The sequence below is a fragment of the Morganella sp. BCCO 40_0007 genome (genome assembly GCF_032989665.1).
GTDB classification, from domain to species: Bacteria; Pseudomonadota; Gammaproteobacteria; order Enterobacterales; family Enterobacteriaceae; genus Morganella; species Morganella sibonii.
Genome location: NZ_JAVBIN010000005.1, coordinates 243,026 through 262,308, shown reverse-complemented (window position 1 = coordinate 262,308; position 19,283 = coordinate 243,026). Strand labels below are relative to the sequence as shown.

Below are 19,283 nucleotides of genomic sequence, written 5' to 3'. Positions count from 1 at the left end.
CCGGAAGAATACCGGTTATTAGCTGAAAATAACGAAATCTCAAAAAGTGTGTGGAACTGAAACGGGTGTGCTTACAGTCGTGGCTAATGTGGCAGAGGAGATCGGCGGCTCGCAGGTAATAAAAAACCCGCCGGAGCGGGTTGTTGTGTTTTATTTGCTGAAATATTTAATATTCAGTCCATTCAGTATCCCGGGGAATAAACCGGAATATAATCTTATTGAAATATAAGTATTCTTTCTCTGTCAAAACCATGTTCACCGGCAAAGCTGAGATACTCATTTAACAGCTCTGGCGGCATAGCTGGTGTACGTGACAACACCCACAGGTAATCTTTATCGGGGCCAACAACCAGTGAGTACTGATAGTCATCATCAAGCTTAATAATATTGTAACCTCCATAGAAAGGTCCGAAGAAAGATACCTTTAACGCCCCTGTATCAGCTGAGTTAACAAAATAGGCCTTTCCGGTACTCTCTTTCCATTTATTGTTACTCGCATCCCAACCCCTGTTGATAACCTTCACACCACCATCATCACGAAGAGAATAGTTAGCTGTAACTTTGCTTAAGCCTTTTTCAAAACGATTATCTATCCTGGCAATTTCATACCAGTCACCTAAATAATGAGATAAATCAAAAGGTTTAACCGGGGTTATATCTTTGGGCACTTTGACACTGCATCCATTAAGCAGAAACATACCCAAAAACATAAAAACTGACTTTATCTGCATCATAACCTCATCAAGTTATTAACCAATGAGATACTTTCGCATAAAAAATGTGTTTGTACGATCTATTCACTGTTCCACAACAGCCATTACTGTCATCTCAATATCGGTGATACATCAGAGGAACAGCAGGAAATTTCCGGCAGATAAAACAATGCCTTTCCCGCCTGATATTACAGCGTCAACCATGGCACTGCGATATACCCTGTTTTTATGCAGTTATATTTTCGTACAGACTGAAACACCGGGTAATATCTTTATACAAACTAAAACCAGCTCACAATATTAAGCTGGCTTTATGGTGTATTCCCATGCTTCAATAAAAATAATATTCATTATTTTTTAGTAATGAATATCATTTATGATTATATTTTTGGTATAATTAGATTGCTAAAGGCTCCATATATACAAAGGAGCTTTTTACTGATTCTGTATAATCATTCTGAGTTTCAGGAAACAGATATTCATAAGACACATGAAATATATTTATTATCTTAAATACAACACTGACATCTATTTTATTAACACCCCGTTCATACCTTGACAACTGTTGCTGTGACACTCCCAGCATTCTGGCTAACATCTTTGTTGTCAAGCCATTACGGTGTCTTAAATCGCGGATGTTCTGGCCTACAATAAAATTAATATCTTTCATTCTGAACCTCCTAACAAACATATATTAAGAGTAAAGCATAATATGCTGACTGACAAACCAAGTCATCAACAAAAAATAGACTATTCAGAATGATTACCCAACAAAGAAAGATATCTCGCGCAAAAAAACCAAAAATATAATTTAATGACTATCAAAAAGATTAATTAACCTCGTTAACCTTAATTATTAACCTCACACCAAGTAATTATACTTGTTTATGTTTTGTTTAACTTTTATCAGGTATATTCGATTGCAGGAGTCGTAAGTATACCTTCTATTAATCATTTGCCCGGCAATAGCCGGGCTATTTTTTTATCCTCTCCGCTTCAATCTCCCGTATTGCCTGCTTATCGTGATTACAGTTAGCAATATATTTCATGGCATCAGCCAGCAGCTCAACTGCACCACCGAACGTCAGATCATCCGGTATATCTATCTGCTCACAATCAGCGGTCAGTTGCGGCGGAAGCGGCACCACCGGCGCGGGTATTAATTCCGGCCGCGTATCTGCGCAACTCACTGACAGCATCAGCGGGAACAGGAGCAGCAGCGCATTCACTGCCCTTAAATACTGTTTTGATAACCGTCTTAACGTTGACATGCTCTGTGTCCTCAACCTGTTTGGCTTTGATGTTGTCGAGTGCCACGCGGTGTCTGATGGCAACAGCTGCAAGCGTGGTGGTATTTATCGCCTGCTGTGCTGATAACTGGCCTGAGAGTACTGTGTTACTCACTTTCAGCTGTTGGTTATCCCGGTAGGTGTCATATACCCACCAGGCGGCAGCAATAAACAACGCGGCAATTACCGCTTCTTTCCGGTTCATAACGCTTCACACTTATAATGGATCACACCGTCCAGCAGGTTACCCGGCAGAGGCTTACAGTGATTCGGGAGTGAATACAGATAACAACCCGCCAACAAAGCAGTAGTCAGCAGGATGATAGCAATGATGATCAACGTTAAGGGGTTCCGTGGCATACCGCGTTCTCCGTATCCCGCCGGTTAATCAGTCCGTGCCACTGCTTGCCACCGGCAAATGTCCAGCGTTTCATTTCGTCACACGCACCGGCGATATCACCTGCATTGAGTTTGCGCAGCATAGTGGAGCGCGAGAACGCACCGGTTCCGGTGTTATATGCAAATGAATAGATGGCCGCCTGGGTATTGTCATCAATCGGCACTTTGATCATAGGATCAACCGCGCGCCGGACTTTCGTCAGGTCGTCGTGCAACAGGGCCTTGCATTCAGCGTCCGTGTACAGCTTGCCGGGCTGAATATCACTGCCGGTATGGCCATAACATACTGTGAGCACTCCGGCCACATCACGATAAGGCGTATACTCAACACCTTCATATGCGGGGATCAGCACCAGCGCACCGGCAATTGCTCCGGCAGCACAAGCGGCCATGACCTTTTTAACCAATCGCTTATTCATGATGTTCTCCGGCTTTCAACTGGAATTCCTTCCGTTTGTAATACCAGTTAACCAGGAACGTACCGACGGTACAGATGATCCCGGCAACAATGGCCCACTGATCCAGAGATAAAATGCCAAAGGCAGAGGTTATAAGCCCCCAGGCGTATGCTGTAGGGCTGGAATATTTGTCGGACATGCGCATATCCACCCCTTGCGGAGTGTTCCGTATGTTGAGTGATAGGGAAATCCCGCAACCGGGTTATATGTTTTAAACAGGTTAAAGTGAGGTGGCTGCGGCATTATTCAGAATCCCACCAGCGGCGGGAAAGCAATAAAAAGAGCACTGTGTCCGAATACGGATTAGGTAATGAGCCTGTCGTATTCCAGTGCTCTTATTATTGCCATGGATAAAAACCGCGTACAGCTCTTATGTTAAGTGATAATAAGGTAATTGATGCTGTGGCAATATAAACGAAAAAGGCCGCAAAAGGCGACCTTTGGAATTTAAATAAATATTATACAACCTTTCTTAATCTAAATGACGCACTACAATTGTAAACAATGCATCTTAGTTATGTTGTTGGTATACACTTATACTTTCCCCGGTTGCTGTTTGCGGTTTTTTTGTACACAACTAATGCTCTATCCGGTGATTCAACAGAATTGAATATGTGAGCTATCATTATGGTTTTTTATCATCCTGACTCAGGCATAGCGAACATAAAACAACAGGCCCTTTTGCTATAACAACAGCCTGTTGAATAGCTGCATGCACTCCCCAGAAATATCCGACATACGCTGTACTTTTAGACTGCTGTAACTTTTGACATGTAATTTTATGTAAAACAAAACTACTATCACTCTCAGTTAACGTTAAATAATAATCCATATACCCCGCCTGTTATTCTTTATACTTATAAAAACAGGAATAACATATTAACAGGGATTTTAAAAATTAAAAAATCTACTGATTCCCTGTCATAAGAATCCAGCCAGACAACTGATCCTGCCACACCATGGATCTGGTACATCTTTTTTTAAACAAAAAAACAGAATATTATGCATTACAGCCCTCTTGTTTATTCAATTCAGCAAGCGCTAATTCTCTCATCCAATCTGAAAGCAGTGGTTTAGTTTTTACCGCATCCATGAGCGCTCTCTCTTTTTTGGTCAGGCGAACAACAATTACTTCTGTTTTCATATTAGGCACAATAATTTCCCTCTGTTAAGAAATAATATTGGCACAAAATAAAAACAGAGATGTCGACTTTACACGTATTTACATAATAAAAAGCCCCACCATAACTGATGAGGCTGAAAAGACTCTGGTGGAGCACCTAGTCTCCCCGTCTTCATCTTTTACTCTTTAAGTATAGCAGATAAAATCAATACGACCCCCAAAAAACAAGATAATCAAATTTTAATTTAAAAATATAATGGCCGTTTTATGGATGGTGATGTTTTGTATCAATTTATTCCTGACATTTACATAACACAAGTAATCTGTGGATAGTTTTACACATACTTCAAATGTGATTTATGCAAAGTAAACAACCATCAACACAATGGCTAACACCAGCAAAGCAGAAACTGATAACCATTGAAATAAACGGAACACTGTATCAAATTGAAACGGGTTAAACATAGATACTCCTCTGGAACATAGTCCCGTGAGTGCCGCTCATTTCTCTGATTCACCGGTAAAGAAGATAACCTTACGGTTGTAAAGTCAGCTCCCAGACTGAGCCAACGGCACGGTATTGACAACACTACTATACCACATCGTCTTGGCACGGATTTTTTATTTACCTGATATTACTCAGCTTCGCAGTTTACCTTTTTTCTTTTAAGAATTGGTTTTTCAGTATTAGCTACATAAAGAGCAAATACTAATATCAGAATTGTAATTGAATATACGATTAATAATGATGGTTGTTTATGTTCGACTACTACCAGCCTGATAACCGCTGTTATTGCTATATATAAAAAATAATGCAGCGGAAAATGATAGTTTGATTGAAAGTACTTGATTATTAATGCAATAAATTCAAAATATAAAAAATATATAATTATCCCATCAACTAATGAATACAGCGACACCAGGTCATTTTTTTTAAATAACAAAGCAGCAAGGATAATTGTTTCTTTTATCAAAAAAACAATCAATATAATTGCCAAAAGTAACAGTGCCGCACTGCTGATCCACTGAAGCAACCGACTTATTAACTTTGATTGGCTCAACCCTGACATGATGGCTCCTGAGGTTTCCCTCGTCAATATCACATCTATTTTTTATAGAATACAAAAATAAAGAACCGAAGGTACGGAACTTGCTAAACGTCAGCTGATATGAAATGTGTTTATACAGTTTACCACATTCTATTTCTTTAACTGTCTTACTTACACGTGATTACAATAAATAATCAACTTCATCAACATGAGTATAAAAACCCGCAATACGAAGTTTTTATTTATAAGCAATGTGATACAGAGATCATTCAATGACAATCTTTGTAACTTATTTGTACAGAGAATTTTCTCCCGGAGGTCTGGTCTTAAACCTTCTGTGTGCCCACAAGTATTGGTCCGGAGCATGCATGATTTCTGCCTCAATAATCTGATTTAGTTTCTCAGCATCTGCCAGGTCATCTCCACACGGAAAATCAGCAATTTCTTTACCAATTATTAATTCATAAGGCCTCTTACCACTTTCATTATTTCTTATCATCGTTGCAGTAAGTATCGGTGACTTCGATAATTTGGCTATAGCTGCCACTCCTTTTGATGTAGAAGCATTAGCTACCGAAAAAAAAGGGGCGAAGATAGTACCTTTAGTTCCAAAGTCCTGATCCGGAGCAAACCAAATAGCCTGCCCGCGTTTGAGTTCCGATACCATAAACTTCAGATTCTTACGGTCGATCATCCCGCTTCCGGAGCGGCTTCGGCATCTTGTTTGTATATACTCCATTGCTTTATTGTTGTGGGGACGATACATAGCATTTACAGGAAAACACAGCCCCATAACTCTGCCCCCAAGTTCCAGCGACATGGAATGAATACCAATAATTAAAACACCATTATTTTTGTCATATACATCATTAAAGTTATCACAACCCGTTACTCTAAATATTTCATTAATTTTTTTGTCATTCCAGAACCAGGCAATACCGGTTTCAAATAATGCAATCCCTAAAGATGACAGGTTGCTTGCAACCATACTCTCTATCTGGATTTTATTTCTGTCAGGAAAACATAATTCTAAATTTTTTTTAATTATGGATACCCGCCTTTTCAGGAACAAACCAGAAAAACGACCTAACTTATCGCCTAAAAACACAAGCCATGGATAAGGCATCTGAACAAAACAGAAAAGCAACAGGATACCAATCCAGGTTAAAATGTACCTTGGGTGAAGAAGCCTGATAGAAAATTTATTCAGAGAATACATTTTTTCCTGATAAGTAATAATTACTGCATAATAAAAAGGCCTGATAATATTATCAGGCCTTGGAATTTAGTTTTTCTATTGCCTGGACAACAGCATCACCGTTTTACAAAAAATGCATTTTGCACCATGCGGATTTGATGCAGAAACATCAAAGTGCGAAGTCCGGTATTGTGTTCCACTGCAACAGGGGCACTGAAAAAACAGTGCTATTATCATTGGTGCGCCTTAGAGACCCACCACATTTGATGCAGACGGACCTTTTGCCCCGTCTTCAATATTGAAGGTAACATTCTGACCTTCAAATAATGTCTTGAAGCTGTCGCTCTGGATCGCAGAGAAGTGAACAAACACATCTTTGCTGCCGTCAGCCGGAGTGATGAAGCCAAAACCTTTCGATTCGTTAAACCATTTTACTGAACCAGTCATTGTATTAGACATAGAATTTCCTTTAATTTTTTGATTGCCATAAGGCATATGAGGTTTGTTTTTTATTTTTACTTATGGGAATTAATTAGAAGGAATTCGCAATGAAGTGGTATCGAGGATAACGCTAAATGGTGAACAACTTTAAACTGACTAGCATAAATAGGCCTGTACTTCCAAACCAGTGACGCCATTAAGCCACAGATGATCACAAATAGCAAACTTTATTATTTTATCCCTCAGATGTTACGTATCACTACACGTAAATCACGACTGATTTTAACCAATTATCTTATCTGTTTATCAACATAAAAAAACCCCGTAAAAACGGGGTTTCAGTTTGTAATCAATACGACACAGAAATAACTCTGATCACAATAGCGTCTTTTTTACGATCGTAAAGCATTAATTTTTAAATCATGTAATTTGTTCATAAATGTCCGCATACCTCCATGATGTGATGTACCGTCCATTTCCAGTTTTACATCTCCCATTATGAGCATTCCTTCCACCAGCCCTTCTACCTTCTGGAGTTTTTTCCCTATGTGAGTGTCTGAGCACCCGTATTTCTTGGCCAACTGAATAAACGTCTTACCGAAAACATAGTAATCAAAAAGCAGATCATGCATATCGCTGTTGCGGATGTTCAGTTTTGCCATAATACCGGATATCACCAGTGCATCATTATCAGTACATTGCTGACGACTCTTAACTTTTTCAGGGATCAGCCCTTTAAACCCGGCAGCAATTGGTGACCAATATACTGATTCCTGATTATCAACAACCCAAGCCCCCCACCGTTCTAACACCTGGCGAATATCACGCATACATTACCTCGTTATTTTGCAGGCTATGAGGTTTAATATCTTCCGATAAAACAGAAATGGCGCTTCCCGTATAGTTGCCCTGAAGAGTAGTGTTGCTCCAATGTTTCTCTCTCATTGTTCTCACTCCTGTATGCCTTTCATCTCGAACTCGGTCATAAGCACACCGATGTAGATTATGTACGCTTCGCACCAGGTATCCCGGTGAAACGTCCTGACTGTGTACCGGTTTATTTTCAACTCAGTCGCCAGTGTCGCCTGATTACCGTAGCGTTCAGGTATCGGTGTAATTTCAGGTCTTACGCTTTAACTCCCTCACTTTCGCACGGTACTCATCGCGTATACGGATATAGTCTTCCCGCTTCCAGTGCGGTATCTCATGCGGACCGCGTAACCAGTCAACTAACTCCTGTCCAAATTTTTCAATCAGCCGTAACTCGTATTTCTGCGTTACAGTGTTATTTTTGTGTGAGAATTTACCGGCCCCCGCATTGCATGATTTACATTGCTTATAGGCATTTCGCTCCTCAAACCGCAGCTCAGGATGTGACCCGACAGACAGAAAATGACCGCAGTCCCACTGCCCACCATGTAAATCAGGCGGATTAGGTTCACCACAACTGATGCATGGTTCATCGCGGTCTCTGAGTCTGATGAATTGGTTAAACGCTGTTTGTGCTTGCTGCCGGAAATATGAGGTAGGTTTTACTGCTAACTTGCGGATTTTTAATTTATCTTTTGCTTCACGTTCTTTTTGCTGCTGCTCCTTTCTTAATTTGGCTTCAGCCTTTTCCCTTTCCCTGCTTCGTCGCTTTATTGCCAACTCAGCACCATGCTCCGGACAGCACCACCATTCGTTACTAAACTTCGGGTGAAACCAGTCGCGGCATATCAGGCATTTTCGCCTTGGCCACTTCACCATACTCCTCCTTCAGTTCGATAAATATATGATTGCAAAAAACTTCGATTAACGGCGATAAAGTGTTCTACTATTAATGATGAGATGTTAATTCTTCATAAAGGAGTTGGTTATGCATAAAGTTATTCTTGTACCTATAGACCTAAATCATAACTATTTGACCGACAAGGTCATTTCTGAAATCAATGAATTCTCAGTAAATAAAAATACACATTTTTATTTCTTGACTGTCATTTCCCCCGCCGAAAAATATAATGAGTATGGTGTTGGATACCCGATGATCACTGAAGATACAAAATTCGAAGATGAAACATCTAAGACCATTGAAAAAGAACTAAAAGAAGTTGTAAGTAAATTCGGCATCCCTGATAACCAGGTATCCCTGCTCGTTAAGATTGGTAGTGCTGCTGACATCATAATAGACGTATCTCAACAGATTAAAGCTGACCTTATTATTATTGGCTCCCGCAATCCAAGCTTTAAAACACATATCCTTGGTTCAACTGCTTCATCGTTAGCACATTACGCAAAAACATCCGTATTTATAGTAAGATAACGCATGTTACGCTGCGGGAAACTGTCTTTATAAACAGCGCACTTCCCGCAGCATTGCGTCCATCCTGGTTATAATCGACTGTCCGAAACCCGGCTCAATGTATGCTTTGCTGACCACCTTTCCGCAAAATTCGATTCGCTTTCTCTCACTCTGCTCACCACCCGGCATTAACTCACCACGGGAATCACAAACGTAGCGATACAGCCTGGTGACAGCATCCGGCGATATAGCAAATAACGGACTCACATGGCGGTTATGCCTCGTTGTACCAACCTTTCGCAAACATCCGATATACAGCATTTTGTTGGTAAACCACTTAATGAACTCTGTCGAGTTTCCTGTGCGCAGCCCAGCCTCGTGATTGGTGAACGAATCCAGATCGCGACATGCCCTGATTATGTCAACGCATACTTTGAATTGTTCGTCATTCATCGCCACATCCTGTTAATCATTGCCCGTGGTGTTGGTTTCAGATATCTGACTACCGGCAGATACACGGTGACGTCGAAATACTGAGGATTGATATTCAGTGACTTCACCGGGTTATACCCCTTACGCCTGTAGTAAATGCAGAGATTATCGGCTTCGTCATTGGTGAGAAGTCGGTGTATGTGCGGTTCTTTCATACGTCCTGCTCCTATTCCTGATGTCCGTAATGATTAAACCTGTATCGCGCGGCGCGGGGTTTTATACCTTCACCTATAGCCCACGCCTGCGAATATTCGATTAAGCTTGTCATGCGCTTCTTACTCATGTTTGCGGTACTTTCTCTTGCCAGCGGTACAATCTCTCCCTCAAGTCCCGGAATAAGCGTCCCGTCACGGCCTGTCGCCTTTGCATGTCCGGATACGAAAATACATTTCCAGTCCTGCAATCCCCACGTATTGCCAGCCCATACAATGCCCTGCTCTGCTACATTGCCGCACAGCGCATGAAACATGTCATTTTGGGGAAGGGTTCGCTTCGGATCGGATATTTTTACTTCGAGGGGGAATTCTTCGTTAAGCGGGAGATTGTCGAGCTCTGCCTTGAGATTTCTGAGTATCTGTATATTCCTGAGAAGGAATGTCTGTTTTTGCATTCAGCCTCCTGAGGTTATCGGTTGCCGTTAGTTTCTTACGGGTGTATTTTAATTTCATCGGGTCGTTAGCTCAGCCGGTAGAGCAGTTGACTCTTAATCAATTGGTCGGGAGTTCGAGCCTCCCACGACCCACCATTGCGGTCATCGTATAATGGCTATTACCTCAGCCTTCCAAGCTGATGATGCGGGTTCGATTCCCGCTGGCCGCTCCAATCATTTCAAAAAGTCTTCTGTCCTGGGTTATGACGCTACTTAACCTGCCTGCGGAAGCTTTCCCATGTAAAATTGATAACGGTCGGCGATCCCATTCTCAGACGGTCAATAACCCGATCACCCAATGCTTTTGCCAGTTCGTCAAAATTGAGATTGGTCAGCACACCTACCGGCTTCTTGTTCGATGACCGGCGATCTACCACCTGAAAAATAATCAGTTCTTCGTTCAGGTTATTGCGCTGCACGCCAACATCATCCAGCACCAGTAAATCCACTTCGCACAGGTCGCTGATCAGCTCGGACTCAGTAGTTTTTGCCCCTTTCTGGTATGTCTCACGGACACGCATCATCAGGTCTGGCAGAGTGGCAATCAGAATGCTTTTCCCGTTCCGGATTATCTGGTTGCCGATAGCCGCTGCCAGATGGTTTTTACCGGTACCGGGGTTGCCGCTGAAAATAAAGCCGCCAAATGATTTACCAAACTCAGCTGCGTACTGCTGTGATTTACTGAGTGCCCGCTGTTGCTCCGGCGTTGTCGCCAGATAGTTCTCAAACGTGCATTCCTGGTGTAACGGTCTGATACCGGAACGCCCCATGATTTTATGCAGTCGAGCCACACGGTTTTCGTCAGCAATCCGTTTCGCATCGATGGCGCCCTGCTCACGCTGCCACGCCATCAGCTCAGCAGCATTCGTGAATTTTGGCTTGATGTGCTCCGGCTTCATGCGGTTAAACCTCGCCAGAGTCTGTGCTGCTGTTGCCATCAGAAGTCCTCCGGTATGAATTGCTGAACACGCTTAGGCCGGACAATGCGCGACCGTGTTGGTGGTGATTTCGGCATAAACAAGCCAGTCCAGCCGTTTGATATCGATTCGTCGATTACGCTCTCAGGTGTATACCCTGCCTCGTAAAATTTAGTCAGCCTGGATATCAGCCCGTTTAGTGTCTGTTTTGTCCTGATCGGTTTTTTCAGGTCTTTCCGGTAGGTAACCCAGTTCACCCAGGTATCTCGGCTCAACCAGTCAGGCAGCGGGTGTGCCTTTGCATCAAAGGGTTCTGGCTTGGCCGGTTTTTCAGGTTTAGGGGATATAGGGGTATATATATTTTCTTTTTTCTTTAAAGTATTTCTTTTGTGTGTCTCCAAACCAGAGACATCATTTGTCTCTAACTTAGAGACTTTTTTTGTCTCCAGATTAGAGACAGTGTCTCTAAGTTGATTTTTCCACGCCGAAACCTCCTTGTTAACCCCAATCTTATTGCCATCTTTCACGATGTAATTCATTGAAATTAATTCGTTCTTTGCCTTGTTAACGTTCTGACGGGACAGGCCGGTAATTTCTGACAGCTGAGAATCTGCTATCCGGTCATTTTTCTTCCCGAACCCGTATGTTTTTCTGATCAGTGCCAACATTACCCGGAACTGTCTGGCTGTCAGATTGCAGCATGAAAGAGACTCCAGCAGTTCGTTGGCGAGTTTAGTGTAACCATCGTCCAGGTCTGCCACTCGTGGTTGCTCCTGCTTAACAGGGAATTCATACACTTCCGCTGTATTCATAGCGACCTCCATATCTTTGTTTTGTAATTACTTTCATGTATAATTACTCCGTTAATTGCTGTATCAAAAAAGGGAAACTTTATGTCTCCCTCTTTTCAACAATACTGGCTATTGATACAGTATAAATATTAAGTGCTTTTCTTAATGCGCCTCTGCTGCTCCAACAGTCGGGGCGTTTTCTTTGATTCTCATCTGAGAGAGTTCACCAATCTGCTTCCACAGAAACCGATACTCCTCCTCACTGATTTTTCTTTCGCCAGACAAAACAAAATCCCTGATACCGGCTGCGGCCAATGTCTCGCATATCTCCGGTAACTTTTCTGTTCTGCGCAGGATTGTTGAATCGTGAACACCGAGTAGTTTTGCAACTACCGTCTGTGTGGTGTTTCTGATTGCCTGATGAGCGGTTGTCATCAGATGATTTGACACAAACCGGTTGAACGATTTGCGTGGATTTGCATTTTCCATAATGTAAATTCCTTTTGGTATAGATAGTCCGTAGCTCACATCCTGTGAGGTAGTTTTATATGTAAATCGTCACTTTATCAGTGACTCCGTAGCAGCTAACAACTCTGCGATTGTTAAAGAACCAGGGTAACTACATATACCTCTGCGGATACAAAATCTGCATTTCAGTGATTTTTTTTTCGTAAAATTTCACCAATTTTTCAGCAATCTCAAGTGATGCCGTCTGAGCGCCACGCTCCAAACGACTGAGGTTCCCGACATCGTAGTTAATTGCGGCCGCCACCTCTGCAATTGTTAATTGCTTTTCCAAACGAATTTTCCTTAAAGGCGTTATTTGCATATCTCACTCCACCTTGAATGCGCCATACGCATATTACCATATACTTTGATATGCGCAATACGCCTTGTGTGAGACGCATAAATAAAGTTGAATGATAATATGAAAATAGGAACAAAAATTAGAGCTCTCAGAAAACAGAAGGGATTAACAATCCTGCAATTAGCCACTGCTATTGATAGCGACGTGGGGAATATCTCTCGCCTTGAAAGGAATATCCAAGGCTACTCCGAGAGCACATTAACAAAAATTGCGGCTGCTCTTGGTGTCACGGTAGCCGACCTATTCTCCGATACCACTACACAGCAACAAGATGATAATGTTGAGTTTGTTGGATTCGTCCCTAATGGCATGGTTAAAGTAGTTGGGGAAGCATTCCTGGGGATTGATGGCGCAGTGGATATGATAGAGGCCCTTGAGGGATGGGTTCAAATTTACAGCGATGATAAGGACGCTTATGCCCTCAAAGTTAAGGGTGACAGTATGTGGCCCAGGATTCAGTCAGGTGAGTATGTGGTTGTTGAGCCCAACACAGTAGTCAGATCCGGCGATGAGGTCTTTGTGCGCACTATTGAAGGTAAGAACATGGTAAAAATACTGAATAAAACCAGAGATGGTAGTTACCAATTCACCAGCGTCAACAATACTCACCCGCCAATCACAGTTGACCCACGTGAAGTGGAAAAAATGCATTATGTGGCTGCGATTGTAAAACCGACTAAATTTATCGATAAGTGCGAACAATCATAAACCAGTACTGATAATCAAACGAGTTCTAAGGACAAACTATGGCATTCAATGACACTGAAGTCGTACAAATTAAACAATGTATGAACTATTTCATGGAAAAGCGTCGTCCACCAAAGCATATCCGGGATGAACATGATCTTCAGTATCGTATTGAAGACGATAGCGTAATCATTTTCGAGGTTAGACAACTGTCCTGGAGCACCGGACGTGCGGAAGAAATGCTGGCCAAAATAACAAACAACAGAAACAGCAACTCGTGGTCTCTGTTCTGGTCTACTGAGAATAATGAATGGCGACACTACGACGGCCGAATGATAGGCAGTTTTTCTGACGCAATAAAAATTATTGATGAAGATGCAAATCATCGATTCTTTGGCTGACAGCCTGATGACATATTTTAGAGTAAGGTGGTAGGTGTAGAAATACATAATAAGGATATGACAGTGATAAAAGTTGGCAGGGCTATCCTGGCGGTGAACGCATAGGTGAAGGGCAGCATAACCCCAGCCCTCCCCGCGAGGGCTTTTTTATATCAATTATCGCTCATCAGGTCGATAGCAACCTCATAAACCTCATTCATAAATCTGTCTATTTCTTGTTCTTTATGGGAGTACAGCAATTGCCTGATATTTCCTTTCGTTATCATCTGCCGTGAATCCAGTAACATAATAGCCGCTCTGCCTGTTACTCTGCATACTTCACTGTAAATCAGTTCTCGTTCGTCACTCATTCATCACCTCTGTATATTTATTCAACAATAACATCCACAGCAGCGCTTGGACAGAAAATAATTGTATATTTTTTGTTCCACCCCATGTGATCTACGCCAGATTTTGACGATTTTAAAAAAGACAAATCCCAAATAAAATCAATAATATAAATATCTTAAATCTTATCTAACATTACCCAAGCCAAAATATGCGCTTGACGCATTTGCGTCAAATGCATATCATCATATCCATCAACGGAACACAGCACGTTGATGTTCTTTAAAAACGATGATAGCGAGCTGTGTATTGGCTGTCAGAACGGTGACGCTGATAAAGCGTCAGCCTTCTCAGAAGGTTTCGGGATTGAAGCAACACATGGTTGTACCAATCGCCAAAGCCGACTGTTTGGAGGAAATATGGCAATAATCATAGTGAAAAAATCACGCAAGCCTGAATTTTTACGTGGCAACTCAGCAAACAGGCGTCACGCCAGGAGAAAGGCTGAAGCGATTGCCACCAAAAATGTAAAAATGAAGTTGGAGGAAATATTCAGAACTGAACCGGACAAAAGCCCAATGAGCCGAGTAGAAAAAGCCACATCCGCATGCAGCACCCCAGTTTATGATTCACCGGACAACTGCTGCTTAAACACAACTGCCCTGTATTCAACTAAGCGATATAAGTCAAAACCAAAAACAGAATTTGGTATCACGGCCAGAGCATAGCCCATCCTATGAATGGGCTGACCAAGTATTACTTAAGGTAGAGCAAGTCCAGTGCTGCTTTCTCTGCATCTTCTGGCTCATCAAATGACTCCAGAATGTGCGGGTACCTTGCTGCCTGACTCAAACTTTTAATATTTTTCTCAATTTCGGATTTTTGCTCGGTAGTCAGCGCGTCAAAAATTGATTTTAGCAAAATATGCTGCGCGTCCAGACGCTTTGCAATCACTTCATTATTCATCTTATTTATCTCATTTTATAGGGTTAAAAGCATCTTAACGGATTTCTATCTGTAACACACGGCACCTCATCTGATATGGTTAAAAGCAGACACTTCACCCCATCACATTTACGGTGGATGTTAGGTTAAATAAAACAGGAGATGGATATGACGTGTAGCAATAAGTACTGCATCGACTGAATTGAGCTCATCACATGTTGCTCAGGCAGAGGCGTATGCCGGAAGCTGCTGCAAAGAGTGCAACAATGAGAACATAGAGCCAACAGATAAAAGCATTTTTGATTACCTGAAATATATCGGGCGTCTTGGCGTCTGACAGCCCAGGATACGAGCCCCCAGTCAGTAATCTGAAATTTATATTTTCTGCTTCAGAATAGAATAGTAACAGTCTGATATCTTAATTAGATTAACCCCGGGGCGGACGCTGGATTCAACAACTTCCAAAACATCTTTATCAATCAAACGCTTTGCTGCTTTTTTATAAATTCTGATTTTCCTTTTTTTGTATTTTCCATTAAGAAAATATATCAGTAATGCGCGTTCTTCATCATCGAAATTATTTATTACCTTAGGAGCTTTTATGAATCGAAAAATTACTTTTTTATTAGCTCACTCATTATATCTCCATAGTTTATTGAACATATGAATGATATTTTAGCATAAAATAATATACGATTTTACTGAAATTTTAACTTTTCTCGCAATACGGGGATAACTATTCATTCATCACGTAGCACAGGGATGTGTATAAGAGGAATTACCTCGGATAAAGGAAATATCCGATTACCGCAAGGAAGATAAAGACAACAACAGGAATCCCGATAGTTAATTTCAGATACCTGATGAATGACTTGGTTATAGCTTTTTCTACAGCTTTCTCAATGATCGTCTCGAGTTGTTCAGGGGTTAAATTCATAACTGCTCTCCTTAGTTTTTCTAACTATATCCGGGGAGCGGGCATTGTGCCAGAGTGAAATTATGCGCCATTAATTTATGGAAAAGGCAATTGGAATATAACTGCCTTAATGTCCATCAGTAGGAAACAAACATAAATGAGACAGGAAGAAAAAAGATACCGCCAAGAATGGTTGCTGTAATCAAAGGTAATAAAGCAAAAGCCTCCATAATCTGCTCCTCATTGTTATCACTAAATATATTTTGATCAGCATCAATAAAATTTAAATATATCCTTTATTTTTCAGGTATATCCGTAGGTAAACAACATGAAAACTAAACCTTGTCGCGCTGCGTGTGGTTCTGACGTGGCGTGCATCTCTATGCCATTTTTACGCCTTGCCCGAAGTGCGGCAAGGGTAGCGATATCCACCGGAAAGTCCCGCATTTGGGATCTGGCTAACCAATTACAGATGAGAGCTTACGGGAGAAAGATATGTCGCTGATGACTGCAAAACAAAAACACACCAAGGAACAGGTTATTGAGTTGTTCAATCAGGCTGACATGGATGAAAAGCAGATTGAGCAGATTGTGTCGGAGTGGCGTTGGCGCAGGGAGAACGCCAAAACAAGCCGTATTCTCCATCAGTGCAGAATGAGGCTACCGGCATGAACACATACACAATACAGGATGCTCAGGTAGAACGGCAACGGATTGCCGAACAGCGCAGGAAACGAGAGCAGAAAGAAAATGATGATTACTGGTTTCGTGAAAGTGTCGGATTGCCAAACGGACGGGTACCGGCAGAATTTTTAAGCGGAGAATTCACATGATGGAATATCCACGCCGCATAGGGAAACGTTCAGGCTCCGGCGGGACGTATGAGGACAATTATCAACGCGCCCTGAAATCAGCAATTGAGCAAATGGATTTGCAACGGCGGGGGAAACCGACCGGAGAGCCTTCACTGTCAGAGCAACGGGTGGCCGAGACACTTTACAACATCTGCCGTATCACCGCCCTTCACTATCCCCCACTACCTAAAAACATCAAAACAGCACGGAATGCTGCTGAGACACAGGCGTGGAGAGAATGGAGGACAGAACATGGAAAAGCTACTGGTGTCGGTGGTATTGATTATTACGGCGGTGGGCGTGCGGAATCACGTCCTGGCCAAAGATTGGGGGATTAATCATGTCTGAAGTCTATAAGGCAATAAGTGCCGTAGCCAAGGAACTGGCTGAGACGGGCATCAAAAAAGGGAGCAGGAATTCACAACAGGGGTTTATGTTCAGGGGTATCGACGCTGTATACAACGCCCTTGCCCCGGCGCTGGTTAAGCATGGACTGATTATCCTTCCTCGCATTATGGAGCGTTCTGTCACGGAGCGACAGACGCAAAAAGGCGGCACCTTATTTTATGTCGTGGTGAAGGCTGAGTTTGATTTCATTGCCACGGAAGACGGCAGCAAACACACAGTGACCACCTTTGGCGAAGCTATGGATAGCGGGGACAAGGCAACCAACAAAGCAATGTCAATCGCCTATAAATACGCAGCCTTCCAAGCGTTCTGTATTCCCACCGAAGAAACTGCAATTGATGCTGACGCAGAGGTTCACGATGTTGCCCCGCGCAACCACACTCAGATTCTGAGTGACTATACCGAATTTCTTAATGTCACAAGTGACACAAAGACGATTGAGGCTGAATACAGGAAAGTGTGGCAAATGCTGAACGGCAGCGACAAGCAGGATGAGTGTAAACGACTCACCGGCATCAGGATCAACGAACTTAAACAGGCGGCATAAATGGCAATTAACGTGATTACTGTCAGTGGCAATATCGGAAAGGATTGTGTGCAACGATGGACTCCGGCAGGGAAAGCCGTTGCATCGTTCAGTCTGCCGGTTAGGCAGGGATATGGCGAGCACGAAAAGACATCGTGGGTTATCTGCAAAATGTTCGGCGCGAAAGCTGAGAAATTGCCAGAGCACCTGAAAAAAGGAACGAAGGTGACGGTTATTGGCGAGTTTGTCATGGAGGAATGGACTGATCAGAATGGCAGTAAACGGTCTGCACCAGTGATTATCGTGAATCAACTGGATTTCGGCGGCAATCAGGCAGGAGGCCAGAAGCCGCAGACGCAGCAAGCTCCAGCACGGAATGAGCCACCGATGGATTTTGACTATGATGTTCCGTTTTAATACCCCCGCCGTTTCAGGATGAAGCGTAATGCAGGGATGCTGATAACAGAGGAATGAATATGTCGCGACCAATCGACTTAATAGCAGATATCACGGATGAGTATATCGCTATGCACTTTGAAGGGACTAACTTCGGACACACAAATTACCGCGATATCGTAGGAGAAGGATGTTTAAAGGTAATGGCTGGATATCACAACGGATACACGGCGCAGTGCATATTGATAAATATGGGGCTGACCACAGAGAAATTACGGCTGACTAAGCGTGGCCGAGAATTTCTGTTCTGGCATTTTAACTATCAGCCGGTTAATGGCCGGAAGATTGATTAGCCAGATGCCACAATAGTGACGCACACGGATGTGTTTAGTCACTGATGCGGGTACAATACGCCGTCTTTTTTAAGGGGGTGTTATGTCAGTTAATAAAGAGTACCAAATTGTTAATCTAATGAGAGTTACACTATCTATTATTTTTTGGCTTGTTGTTTTATTTCTGATAATGAAATTTCTGTGTGATTCTGGAAGTGAATCAGTGGCTAAATTTTCAGCATTTTTTACGTCTATATCATCATTAGGAATTGCTGCCACTATATGGGTCTACCACAAACAAGTTACTATAAAAAAAGAAGATGAGGAGAGGGAGTTAAATTCATGTGTAGCAATATATCAAAATGAATTAGACTCAAACACCTTTGACATAATAGATAGGGTCAACAAAATCACTGATGATGTTTGTCTTTTATATAATTTAACTTTTGACGAAAATATAACAGAATTAATTGATAAAATAACATACTTAAACAGTAATTCAATAAAAATACAGGTCACAATACCATCTATTTACGGATATATACGGAATATAAATTTACCCTTGATAGCCAAAATTAAACCAGAGCTATTCATTCAGATAGTAAGAGAGTCCTCTTATATAGAATCAATTATTAAGAATTTCAGCGAATTAAAATCAGAAATCAGCAAGGGTGAAAAAGCAAATAATCTAGAGATTTATGGATACCTCAATGATATATGCAAGTCAAATAATTGGCTGCGTGAAGCGGTGGAAGGAAACCGATACGCCTAGTACCCTGCACTAGCAGGGTTTTTATACCTAAAATTCAGAGCTAACCATGAC

General features: G+C 42.0%; 32 protein-coding genes and 2 tRNA genes. 13 read left to right on the top strand and 21 right to left on the bottom strand.

The genetic code is table 11. From position 1 onward, the window contains the following. Positions 1 to 215 precede the first annotated feature (215 nt). The 13 genes from R5268_RS08280 to R5268_RS08220 all read right to left on the bottom strand — a co-directional run bounded on the left by R5268_RS08280 (position 216) and on the right by R5268_RS08220 (position 8,419). Positions 216 to 731, bottom strand: coding sequence for a lipocalin family protein (locus R5268_RS08280; protein ID WP_036421931.1), 516 nt, complete (start codon positions 729 to 731; stop codon positions 216 to 218). A gap of 379 nt (positions 732 to 1,110) precedes the next feature. Then, positions 1,111 to 1,383 carry a helix-turn-helix domain-containing protein gene (locus R5268_RS08275; protein ID WP_024473808.1) on the bottom strand — a complete coding sequence of 91 codons (273 nt, stop codon included), beginning with the start codon at positions 1,381 to 1,383 and terminating at the stop codon, positions 1,111 to 1,113. Positions 1,384 to 1,829: 446 nt separating this feature from the next. Next, positions 1,830 to 2,207: a hypothetical protein gene (locus R5268_RS08270; RefSeq protein ID WP_317419153.1), complete on the bottom strand. Its 378-nt coding sequence runs from the start codon at positions 2,205 to 2,207 to the stop codon at positions 1,830 to 1,832. Positions 2,208 to 2,343: 136 nt separating this feature from the next. Continuing rightward, positions 2,344 to 2,820: a lysozyme gene (locus R5268_RS08265; protein WP_317419152.1), complete on the bottom strand. Its 477-nt coding sequence runs from the start codon at positions 2,818 to 2,820 to the stop codon at positions 2,344 to 2,346. After that, a complete protein-coding gene (locus R5268_RS08260) occupies positions 2,813 to 3,004 on the bottom strand; it encodes a phage holin family protein (protein ID WP_004238694.1) in 192 nt (63 codons plus the stop codon). The genes R5268_RS08265 and R5268_RS08260 overlap by 8 nt, the downstream gene beginning before the upstream one ends. A 480-nt stretch (positions 3,005 to 3,484) precedes the next feature. Further along, the gene (locus tag R5268_RS08255) at positions 3,485 to 3,691 is read right to left on the bottom strand and encodes a hypothetical protein (protein ID WP_166707601.1); all 207 of its coding nucleotides are present in this window, start codon (positions 3,689 to 3,691) and stop codon (positions 3,485 to 3,487) included. Positions 3,692 to 3,859: 168 nt separating this feature from the next. After that, positions 3,860 to 4,012: an MbeCy gene (locus R5268_RS08250; RefSeq protein ID WP_166707600.1), complete on the bottom strand. Its 153-nt coding sequence runs from the start codon at positions 4,010 to 4,012 to the stop codon at positions 3,860 to 3,862. A gap of 605 nt (positions 4,013 to 4,617) precedes the next feature. Continuing rightward, positions 4,618 to 5,052: a phosphate-starvation-inducible protein PsiE gene (psiE, locus tag R5268_RS08245; protein WP_317419150.1), complete on the bottom strand. Its 435-nt coding sequence runs from the start codon at positions 5,050 to 5,052 to the stop codon at positions 4,618 to 4,620. Positions 5,053 to 5,320: 268 nt separating this feature from the next. After that, positions 5,321 to 6,250, bottom strand: a complete 930-nt coding sequence (gene lpxL, locus R5268_RS08240; RefSeq protein WP_218455438.1) for an LpxL/LpxP family Kdo(2)-lipid IV(A) lauroyl/palmitoleoyl acyltransferase — start codon at positions 6,248 to 6,250, stop codon at positions 5,321 to 5,323. Between the two features lie 75 nt (positions 6,251 to 6,325). Continuing rightward, positions 6,326 to 6,466 (bottom strand): hypothetical protein, encoded by a 141-nt coding sequence (locus R5268_RS08235; protein ID WP_223302381.1) that lies wholly within the window; start codon positions 6,464 to 6,466, stop codon positions 6,326 to 6,328. Between the two features lie 9 nt (positions 6,467 to 6,475). After that, positions 6,476 to 6,688, bottom strand: a complete 213-nt coding sequence (locus tag R5268_RS08230) for a cold shock domain-containing protein (RefSeq protein ID WP_004242341.1) — start codon at positions 6,686 to 6,688, stop codon at positions 6,476 to 6,478. Between the two features lie 374 nt (positions 6,689 to 7,062). Further along, a complete protein-coding gene (locus R5268_RS08225) occupies positions 7,063 to 7,500 on the bottom strand; it encodes an antiterminator Q family protein (RefSeq protein WP_317419149.1) in 438 nt (145 codons plus the stop codon). A gap of 289 nt (positions 7,501 to 7,789) precedes the next feature. After that, complete coding sequence (locus R5268_RS08220) at positions 7,790 to 8,419, bottom strand: recombination protein NinG (RefSeq protein WP_176877183.1); 630 nt, start codon at positions 8,417 to 8,419, stop codon at positions 7,790 to 7,792. 109 nt (positions 8,420 to 8,528) lie between these two features. On the opposite strand from R5268_RS08220, the gene R5268_RS08215 reads away from it, so the two are divergent. Next, positions 8,529 to 8,972 (top strand): universal stress protein, encoded by a 444-nt coding sequence (locus R5268_RS08215; RefSeq protein WP_024473812.1) that lies wholly within the window; start codon positions 8,529 to 8,531, stop codon positions 8,970 to 8,972. 27 nt (positions 8,973 to 8,999) lie between these two features. Here the strand turns inward: R5268_RS08215 and R5268_RS08210 are convergent, their stop codons facing one another. Further along, positions 9,000 to 9,404, bottom strand: a complete 405-nt coding sequence (locus R5268_RS08210; RefSeq protein ID WP_289647593.1) for a hypothetical protein — start codon at positions 9,402 to 9,404, stop codon at positions 9,000 to 9,002. Between the two features lie 205 nt (positions 9,405 to 9,609). Beyond that, positions 9,610 to 10,053 (bottom strand): recombination protein NinB, encoded by a 444-nt coding sequence (locus R5268_RS08205; protein WP_046024444.1) that lies wholly within the window; start codon positions 10,051 to 10,053, stop codon positions 9,610 to 9,612. A gap of 59 nt (positions 10,054 to 10,112) precedes the next feature. Between R5268_RS08205 and R5268_RS08200 the strand changes: the two genes are divergently transcribed. Together R5268_RS08200 and R5268_RS08195 are read left to right on the top strand one after the other, a co-directional pair. Continuing rightward, a tRNA-Lys gene (locus R5268_RS08200) sits at positions 10,113 to 10,188 on the top strand. A gap of 2 nt (positions 10,189 to 10,190) precedes the next feature. Beyond that, positions 10,191 to 10,265 (top strand) — tRNA-Gly (locus R5268_RS08195). Between the two features lie 36 nt (positions 10,266 to 10,301). Here the strand turns inward: R5268_RS08195 and R5268_RS08190 are convergent. The 4 genes from R5268_RS08190 to R5268_RS08175 form a co-directional block, all read right to left on the bottom strand. Continuing rightward, the gene (locus tag R5268_RS08190) at positions 10,302 to 11,030 is read right to left on the bottom strand and encodes an ATP-binding protein (RefSeq protein WP_218411265.1); all 729 of its coding nucleotides are present in this window, start codon (positions 11,028 to 11,030) and stop codon (positions 10,302 to 10,304) included. Next, positions 11,030 to 11,821, bottom strand: coding sequence for a replication protein (locus R5268_RS08185; protein ID WP_317419147.1), 792 nt, complete (start codon positions 11,819 to 11,821; stop codon positions 11,030 to 11,032). The genes R5268_RS08190 and R5268_RS08185 overlap by 1 nt, the downstream gene beginning before the upstream one ends. Positions 11,822 to 11,962: 141 nt before the next feature. Continuing rightward, positions 11,963 to 12,289 (bottom strand): hypothetical protein, encoded by a 327-nt coding sequence (locus tag R5268_RS08180; protein ID WP_317419146.1) that lies wholly within the window; start codon positions 12,287 to 12,289, stop codon positions 11,963 to 11,965. Between the two features lie 130 nt (positions 12,290 to 12,419). Beyond that, positions 12,420 to 12,629, bottom strand: coding sequence for a helix-turn-helix domain-containing protein (locus R5268_RS08175; protein WP_036414492.1), 210 nt, complete (start codon positions 12,627 to 12,629; stop codon positions 12,420 to 12,422). A 99-nt stretch (positions 12,630 to 12,728) separates the two neighbouring features. Between R5268_RS08175 and R5268_RS08170 the strand changes: the two genes are divergently transcribed. Next, a complete protein-coding gene (locus R5268_RS08170) occupies positions 12,729 to 13,376 on the top strand; it encodes an XRE family transcriptional regulator (RefSeq protein ID WP_317419145.1) in 648 nt (215 codons plus the stop codon). A gap of 38 nt (positions 13,377 to 13,414) precedes the next feature. Continuing rightward, complete coding sequence (locus R5268_RS08165) at positions 13,415 to 13,756, top strand: DUF3024 domain-containing protein (RefSeq protein WP_186726484.1); 342 nt, start codon at positions 13,415 to 13,417, stop codon at positions 13,754 to 13,756. 152 nt (positions 13,757 to 13,908) lie between these two features. On the opposite strand, the gene R5268_RS08160 is transcribed toward R5268_RS08165, so the two are convergent. Further along, complete coding sequence (locus R5268_RS08160) at positions 13,909 to 14,106, bottom strand: DUF2767 family protein (RefSeq protein ID WP_036414486.1); 198 nt, start codon at positions 14,104 to 14,106, stop codon at positions 13,909 to 13,911. Between the two features lie 252 nt (positions 14,107 to 14,358). Between R5268_RS08160 and R5268_RS08155 the strand changes: the two genes are divergently transcribed. After that, positions 14,359 to 14,811 (top strand): hypothetical protein, encoded by a 453-nt coding sequence (locus R5268_RS08155; protein WP_230058901.1) that lies wholly within the window; start codon positions 14,359 to 14,361, stop codon positions 14,809 to 14,811. Positions 14,812 to 14,839: 28 nt separating this feature from the next. Here the strand turns inward: R5268_RS08155 and R5268_RS08150 are convergent, their stop codons facing one another. Next, complete coding sequence (locus R5268_RS08150; RefSeq protein WP_004240099.1) at positions 14,840 to 15,049, bottom strand: hypothetical protein; 210 nt, start codon at positions 15,047 to 15,049, stop codon at positions 14,840 to 14,842. Between the two features lie 1,390 nt (positions 15,050 to 16,439). Here R5268_RS08150 and R5268_RS08145 point away from each other — a divergent pair. From R5268_RS08145 to R5268_RS08115, 7 genes are all read left to right on the top strand, one after another. Then, positions 16,440 to 16,616 carry a hypothetical protein gene (locus R5268_RS08145; protein ID WP_004240098.1) on the top strand — a complete coding sequence of 59 codons (177 nt, stop codon included), beginning with the start codon at positions 16,440 to 16,442 and terminating at the stop codon, positions 16,614 to 16,616. Next, positions 16,613 to 16,777: a hypothetical protein gene (locus R5268_RS08140; RefSeq protein ID WP_163623539.1), complete on the top strand. Its 165-nt coding sequence runs from the start codon at positions 16,613 to 16,615 to the stop codon at positions 16,775 to 16,777. Before R5268_RS08145 ends, R5268_RS08140 begins: the two co-directional genes overlap by 4 nt. Then, positions 16,774 to 17,136 carry a hypothetical protein gene (locus R5268_RS08135; RefSeq protein ID WP_317419144.1) on the top strand — a complete coding sequence of 121 codons (363 nt, stop codon included), beginning with the start codon at positions 16,774 to 16,776 and terminating at the stop codon, positions 17,134 to 17,136. The genes R5268_RS08140 and R5268_RS08135 overlap by 4 nt, the downstream gene beginning before the upstream one ends. Before the next feature lie 2 nt (positions 17,137 to 17,138). Continuing rightward, positions 17,139 to 17,753, top strand: coding sequence for an ERF family protein (locus R5268_RS08130; RefSeq protein ID WP_054426069.1), 615 nt, complete (start codon positions 17,139 to 17,141; stop codon positions 17,751 to 17,753). Then, the gene (locus R5268_RS08125; RefSeq protein ID WP_317419143.1) at positions 17,754 to 18,149 is read left to right on the top strand and encodes a single-stranded DNA-binding protein; all 396 of its coding nucleotides are present in this window, start codon (positions 17,754 to 17,756) and stop codon (positions 18,147 to 18,149) included. Positions 18,150 to 18,208: 59 nt separating this feature from the next. Next, positions 18,209 to 18,481, top strand: coding sequence for a hypothetical protein (locus tag R5268_RS08120; protein WP_052697358.1), 273 nt, complete (start codon positions 18,209 to 18,211; stop codon positions 18,479 to 18,481). Between the two features lie 82 nt (positions 18,482 to 18,563). Continuing rightward, positions 18,564 to 19,232: a hypothetical protein gene (locus R5268_RS08115; RefSeq protein WP_317419142.1), complete on the top strand. Its 669-nt coding sequence runs from the start codon at positions 18,564 to 18,566 to the stop codon at positions 19,230 to 19,232. Positions 19,233 to 19,283 lie beyond the last annotated feature (51 nt).

Excerpts from the sequence above, each read along its gene's own strand:
- R5268_RS08165 (WP_186726484.1), top strand. The coding sequence starts at position 13,415 with ATGGCATTCAATGACACTGAAGTCGTACAAATTAAACAATGTATGAAC.
- R5268_RS08215 (WP_024473812.1), top strand. The coding sequence starts at position 8,529 with ATGCATAAAGTTATTCTTGTACCTATAGACCTAAATCATAACTATTTG.
- R5268_RS08190 (WP_218411265.1), bottom strand. The coding sequence starts at position 11,030 with ATGGCAACAGCAGCACAGACTCTGGCGAGGTTTAACCGCATGAAGCCG.
- R5268_RS08175 (WP_036414492.1), bottom strand. The coding sequence starts at position 12,629 with ATGCAAATAACGCCTTTAAGGAAAATTCGTTTGGAAAAGCAATTAACA.
- R5268_RS08260 (WP_004238694.1), bottom strand. The coding sequence starts at position 3,004 with ATGCGCATGTCCGACAAATATTCCAGCCCTACAGCATACGCCTGGGGG.
- R5268_RS08150 (WP_004240099.1), bottom strand. The coding sequence starts at position 15,049 with ATGAATAATGAAGTGATTGCAAAGCGTCTGGACGCGCAGCATATTTTG.
- R5268_RS08120 (WP_052697358.1), top strand. The coding sequence starts at position 18,209 with ATGTCGCGACCAATCGACTTAATAGCAGATATCACGGATGAGTATATC.
- psiE (WP_317419150.1), bottom strand. The coding sequence starts at position 5,052 with ATGTCAGGGTTGAGCCAATCAAAGTTAATAAGTCGGTTGCTTCAGTGG.
- R5268_RS08180 (WP_317419146.1), bottom strand. The coding sequence starts at position 12,289 with ATGGAAAATGCAAATCCACGCAAATCGTTCAACCGGTTTGTGTCAAAT.
- R5268_RS08235 (WP_223302381.1), bottom strand. The coding sequence starts at position 6,466 with ATGATAATAGCACTGTTTTTTCAGTGCCCCTGTTGCAGTGGAACACAA.
- R5268_RS08130 (WP_054426069.1), top strand. The coding sequence starts at position 17,139 with ATGTCTGAAGTCTATAAGGCAATAAGTGCCGTAGCCAAGGAACTGGCT.
- R5268_RS08220 (WP_176877183.1), bottom strand. The coding sequence starts at position 8,419 with ATGGTGAAGTGGCCAAGGCGAAAATGCCTGATATGCCGCGACTGGTTT.
- R5268_RS08170 (WP_317419145.1), top strand. The coding sequence starts at position 12,729 with ATGAAAATAGGAACAAAAATTAGAGCTCTCAGAAAACAGAAGGGATTA.
- lpxL (WP_218455438.1), bottom strand. The coding sequence starts at position 6,250 with ATGTATTCTCTGAATAAATTTTCTATCAGGCTTCTTCACCCAAGGTAC.
- R5268_RS08230 (WP_004242341.1), bottom strand. The coding sequence starts at position 6,688 with ATGTCTAATACAATGACTGGTTCAGTAAAATGGTTTAACGAATCGAAA.
- R5268_RS08265 (WP_317419152.1), bottom strand. The coding sequence starts at position 2,820 with ATGAATAAGCGATTGGTTAAAAAGGTCATGGCCGCTTGTGCTGCCGGA.
- R5268_RS08275 (WP_024473808.1), bottom strand. The coding sequence starts at position 1,383 with ATGAAAGATATTAATTTTATTGTAGGCCAGAACATCCGCGATTTAAGA.
- R5268_RS08210 (WP_289647593.1), bottom strand. The coding sequence starts at position 9,404 with ATGAATGACGAACAATTCAAAGTATGCGTTGACATAATCAGGGCATGT.
- R5268_RS08140 (WP_163623539.1), top strand. The coding sequence starts at position 16,613 with ATGAACACATACACAATACAGGATGCTCAGGTAGAACGGCAACGGATT.
- R5268_RS08255 (WP_166707601.1), bottom strand. The coding sequence starts at position 3,691 with ATGGATTATTATTTAACGTTAACTGAGAGTGATAGTAGTTTTGTTTTA.
- R5268_RS08270 (WP_317419153.1), bottom strand. The coding sequence starts at position 2,207 with ATGAACCGGAAAGAAGCGGTAATTGCCGCGTTGTTTATTGCTGCCGCC.
- R5268_RS08280 (WP_036421931.1), bottom strand. The coding sequence starts at position 731 with ATGCAGATAAAGTCAGTTTTTATGTTTTTGGGTATGTTTCTGCTTAAT.
- R5268_RS08125 (WP_317419143.1), top strand. The coding sequence starts at position 17,754 with ATGGCAATTAACGTGATTACTGTCAGTGGCAATATCGGAAAGGATTGT.
- R5268_RS08145 (WP_004240098.1), top strand. The coding sequence starts at position 16,440 with ATGTCGCTGATGACTGCAAAACAAAAACACACCAAGGAACAGGTTATT.
- R5268_RS08135 (WP_317419144.1), top strand. The coding sequence starts at position 16,774 with ATGATGGAATATCCACGCCGCATAGGGAAACGTTCAGGCTCCGGCGGG.
- R5268_RS08155 (WP_230058901.1), top strand. The coding sequence starts at position 14,359 with ATGTTCTTTAAAAACGATGATAGCGAGCTGTGTATTGGCTGTCAGAAC.
- R5268_RS08115 (WP_317419142.1), top strand. The coding sequence starts at position 18,564 with ATGTCAGTTAATAAAGAGTACCAAATTGTTAATCTAATGAGAGTTACA.
- R5268_RS08185 (WP_317419147.1), bottom strand. The coding sequence starts at position 11,821 with ATGAATACAGCGGAAGTGTATGAATTCCCTGTTAAGCAGGAGCAACCA.
- R5268_RS08205 (WP_046024444.1), bottom strand. The coding sequence starts at position 10,053 with ATGCAAAAACAGACATTCCTTCTCAGGAATATACAGATACTCAGAAAT.
- R5268_RS08160 (WP_036414486.1), bottom strand. The coding sequence starts at position 14,106 with ATGAGTGACGAACGAGAACTGATTTACAGTGAAGTATGCAGAGTAACA.
- R5268_RS08225 (WP_317419149.1), bottom strand. The coding sequence starts at position 7,500 with ATGCGTGATATTCGCCAGGTGTTAGAACGGTGGGGGGCTTGGGTTGTT.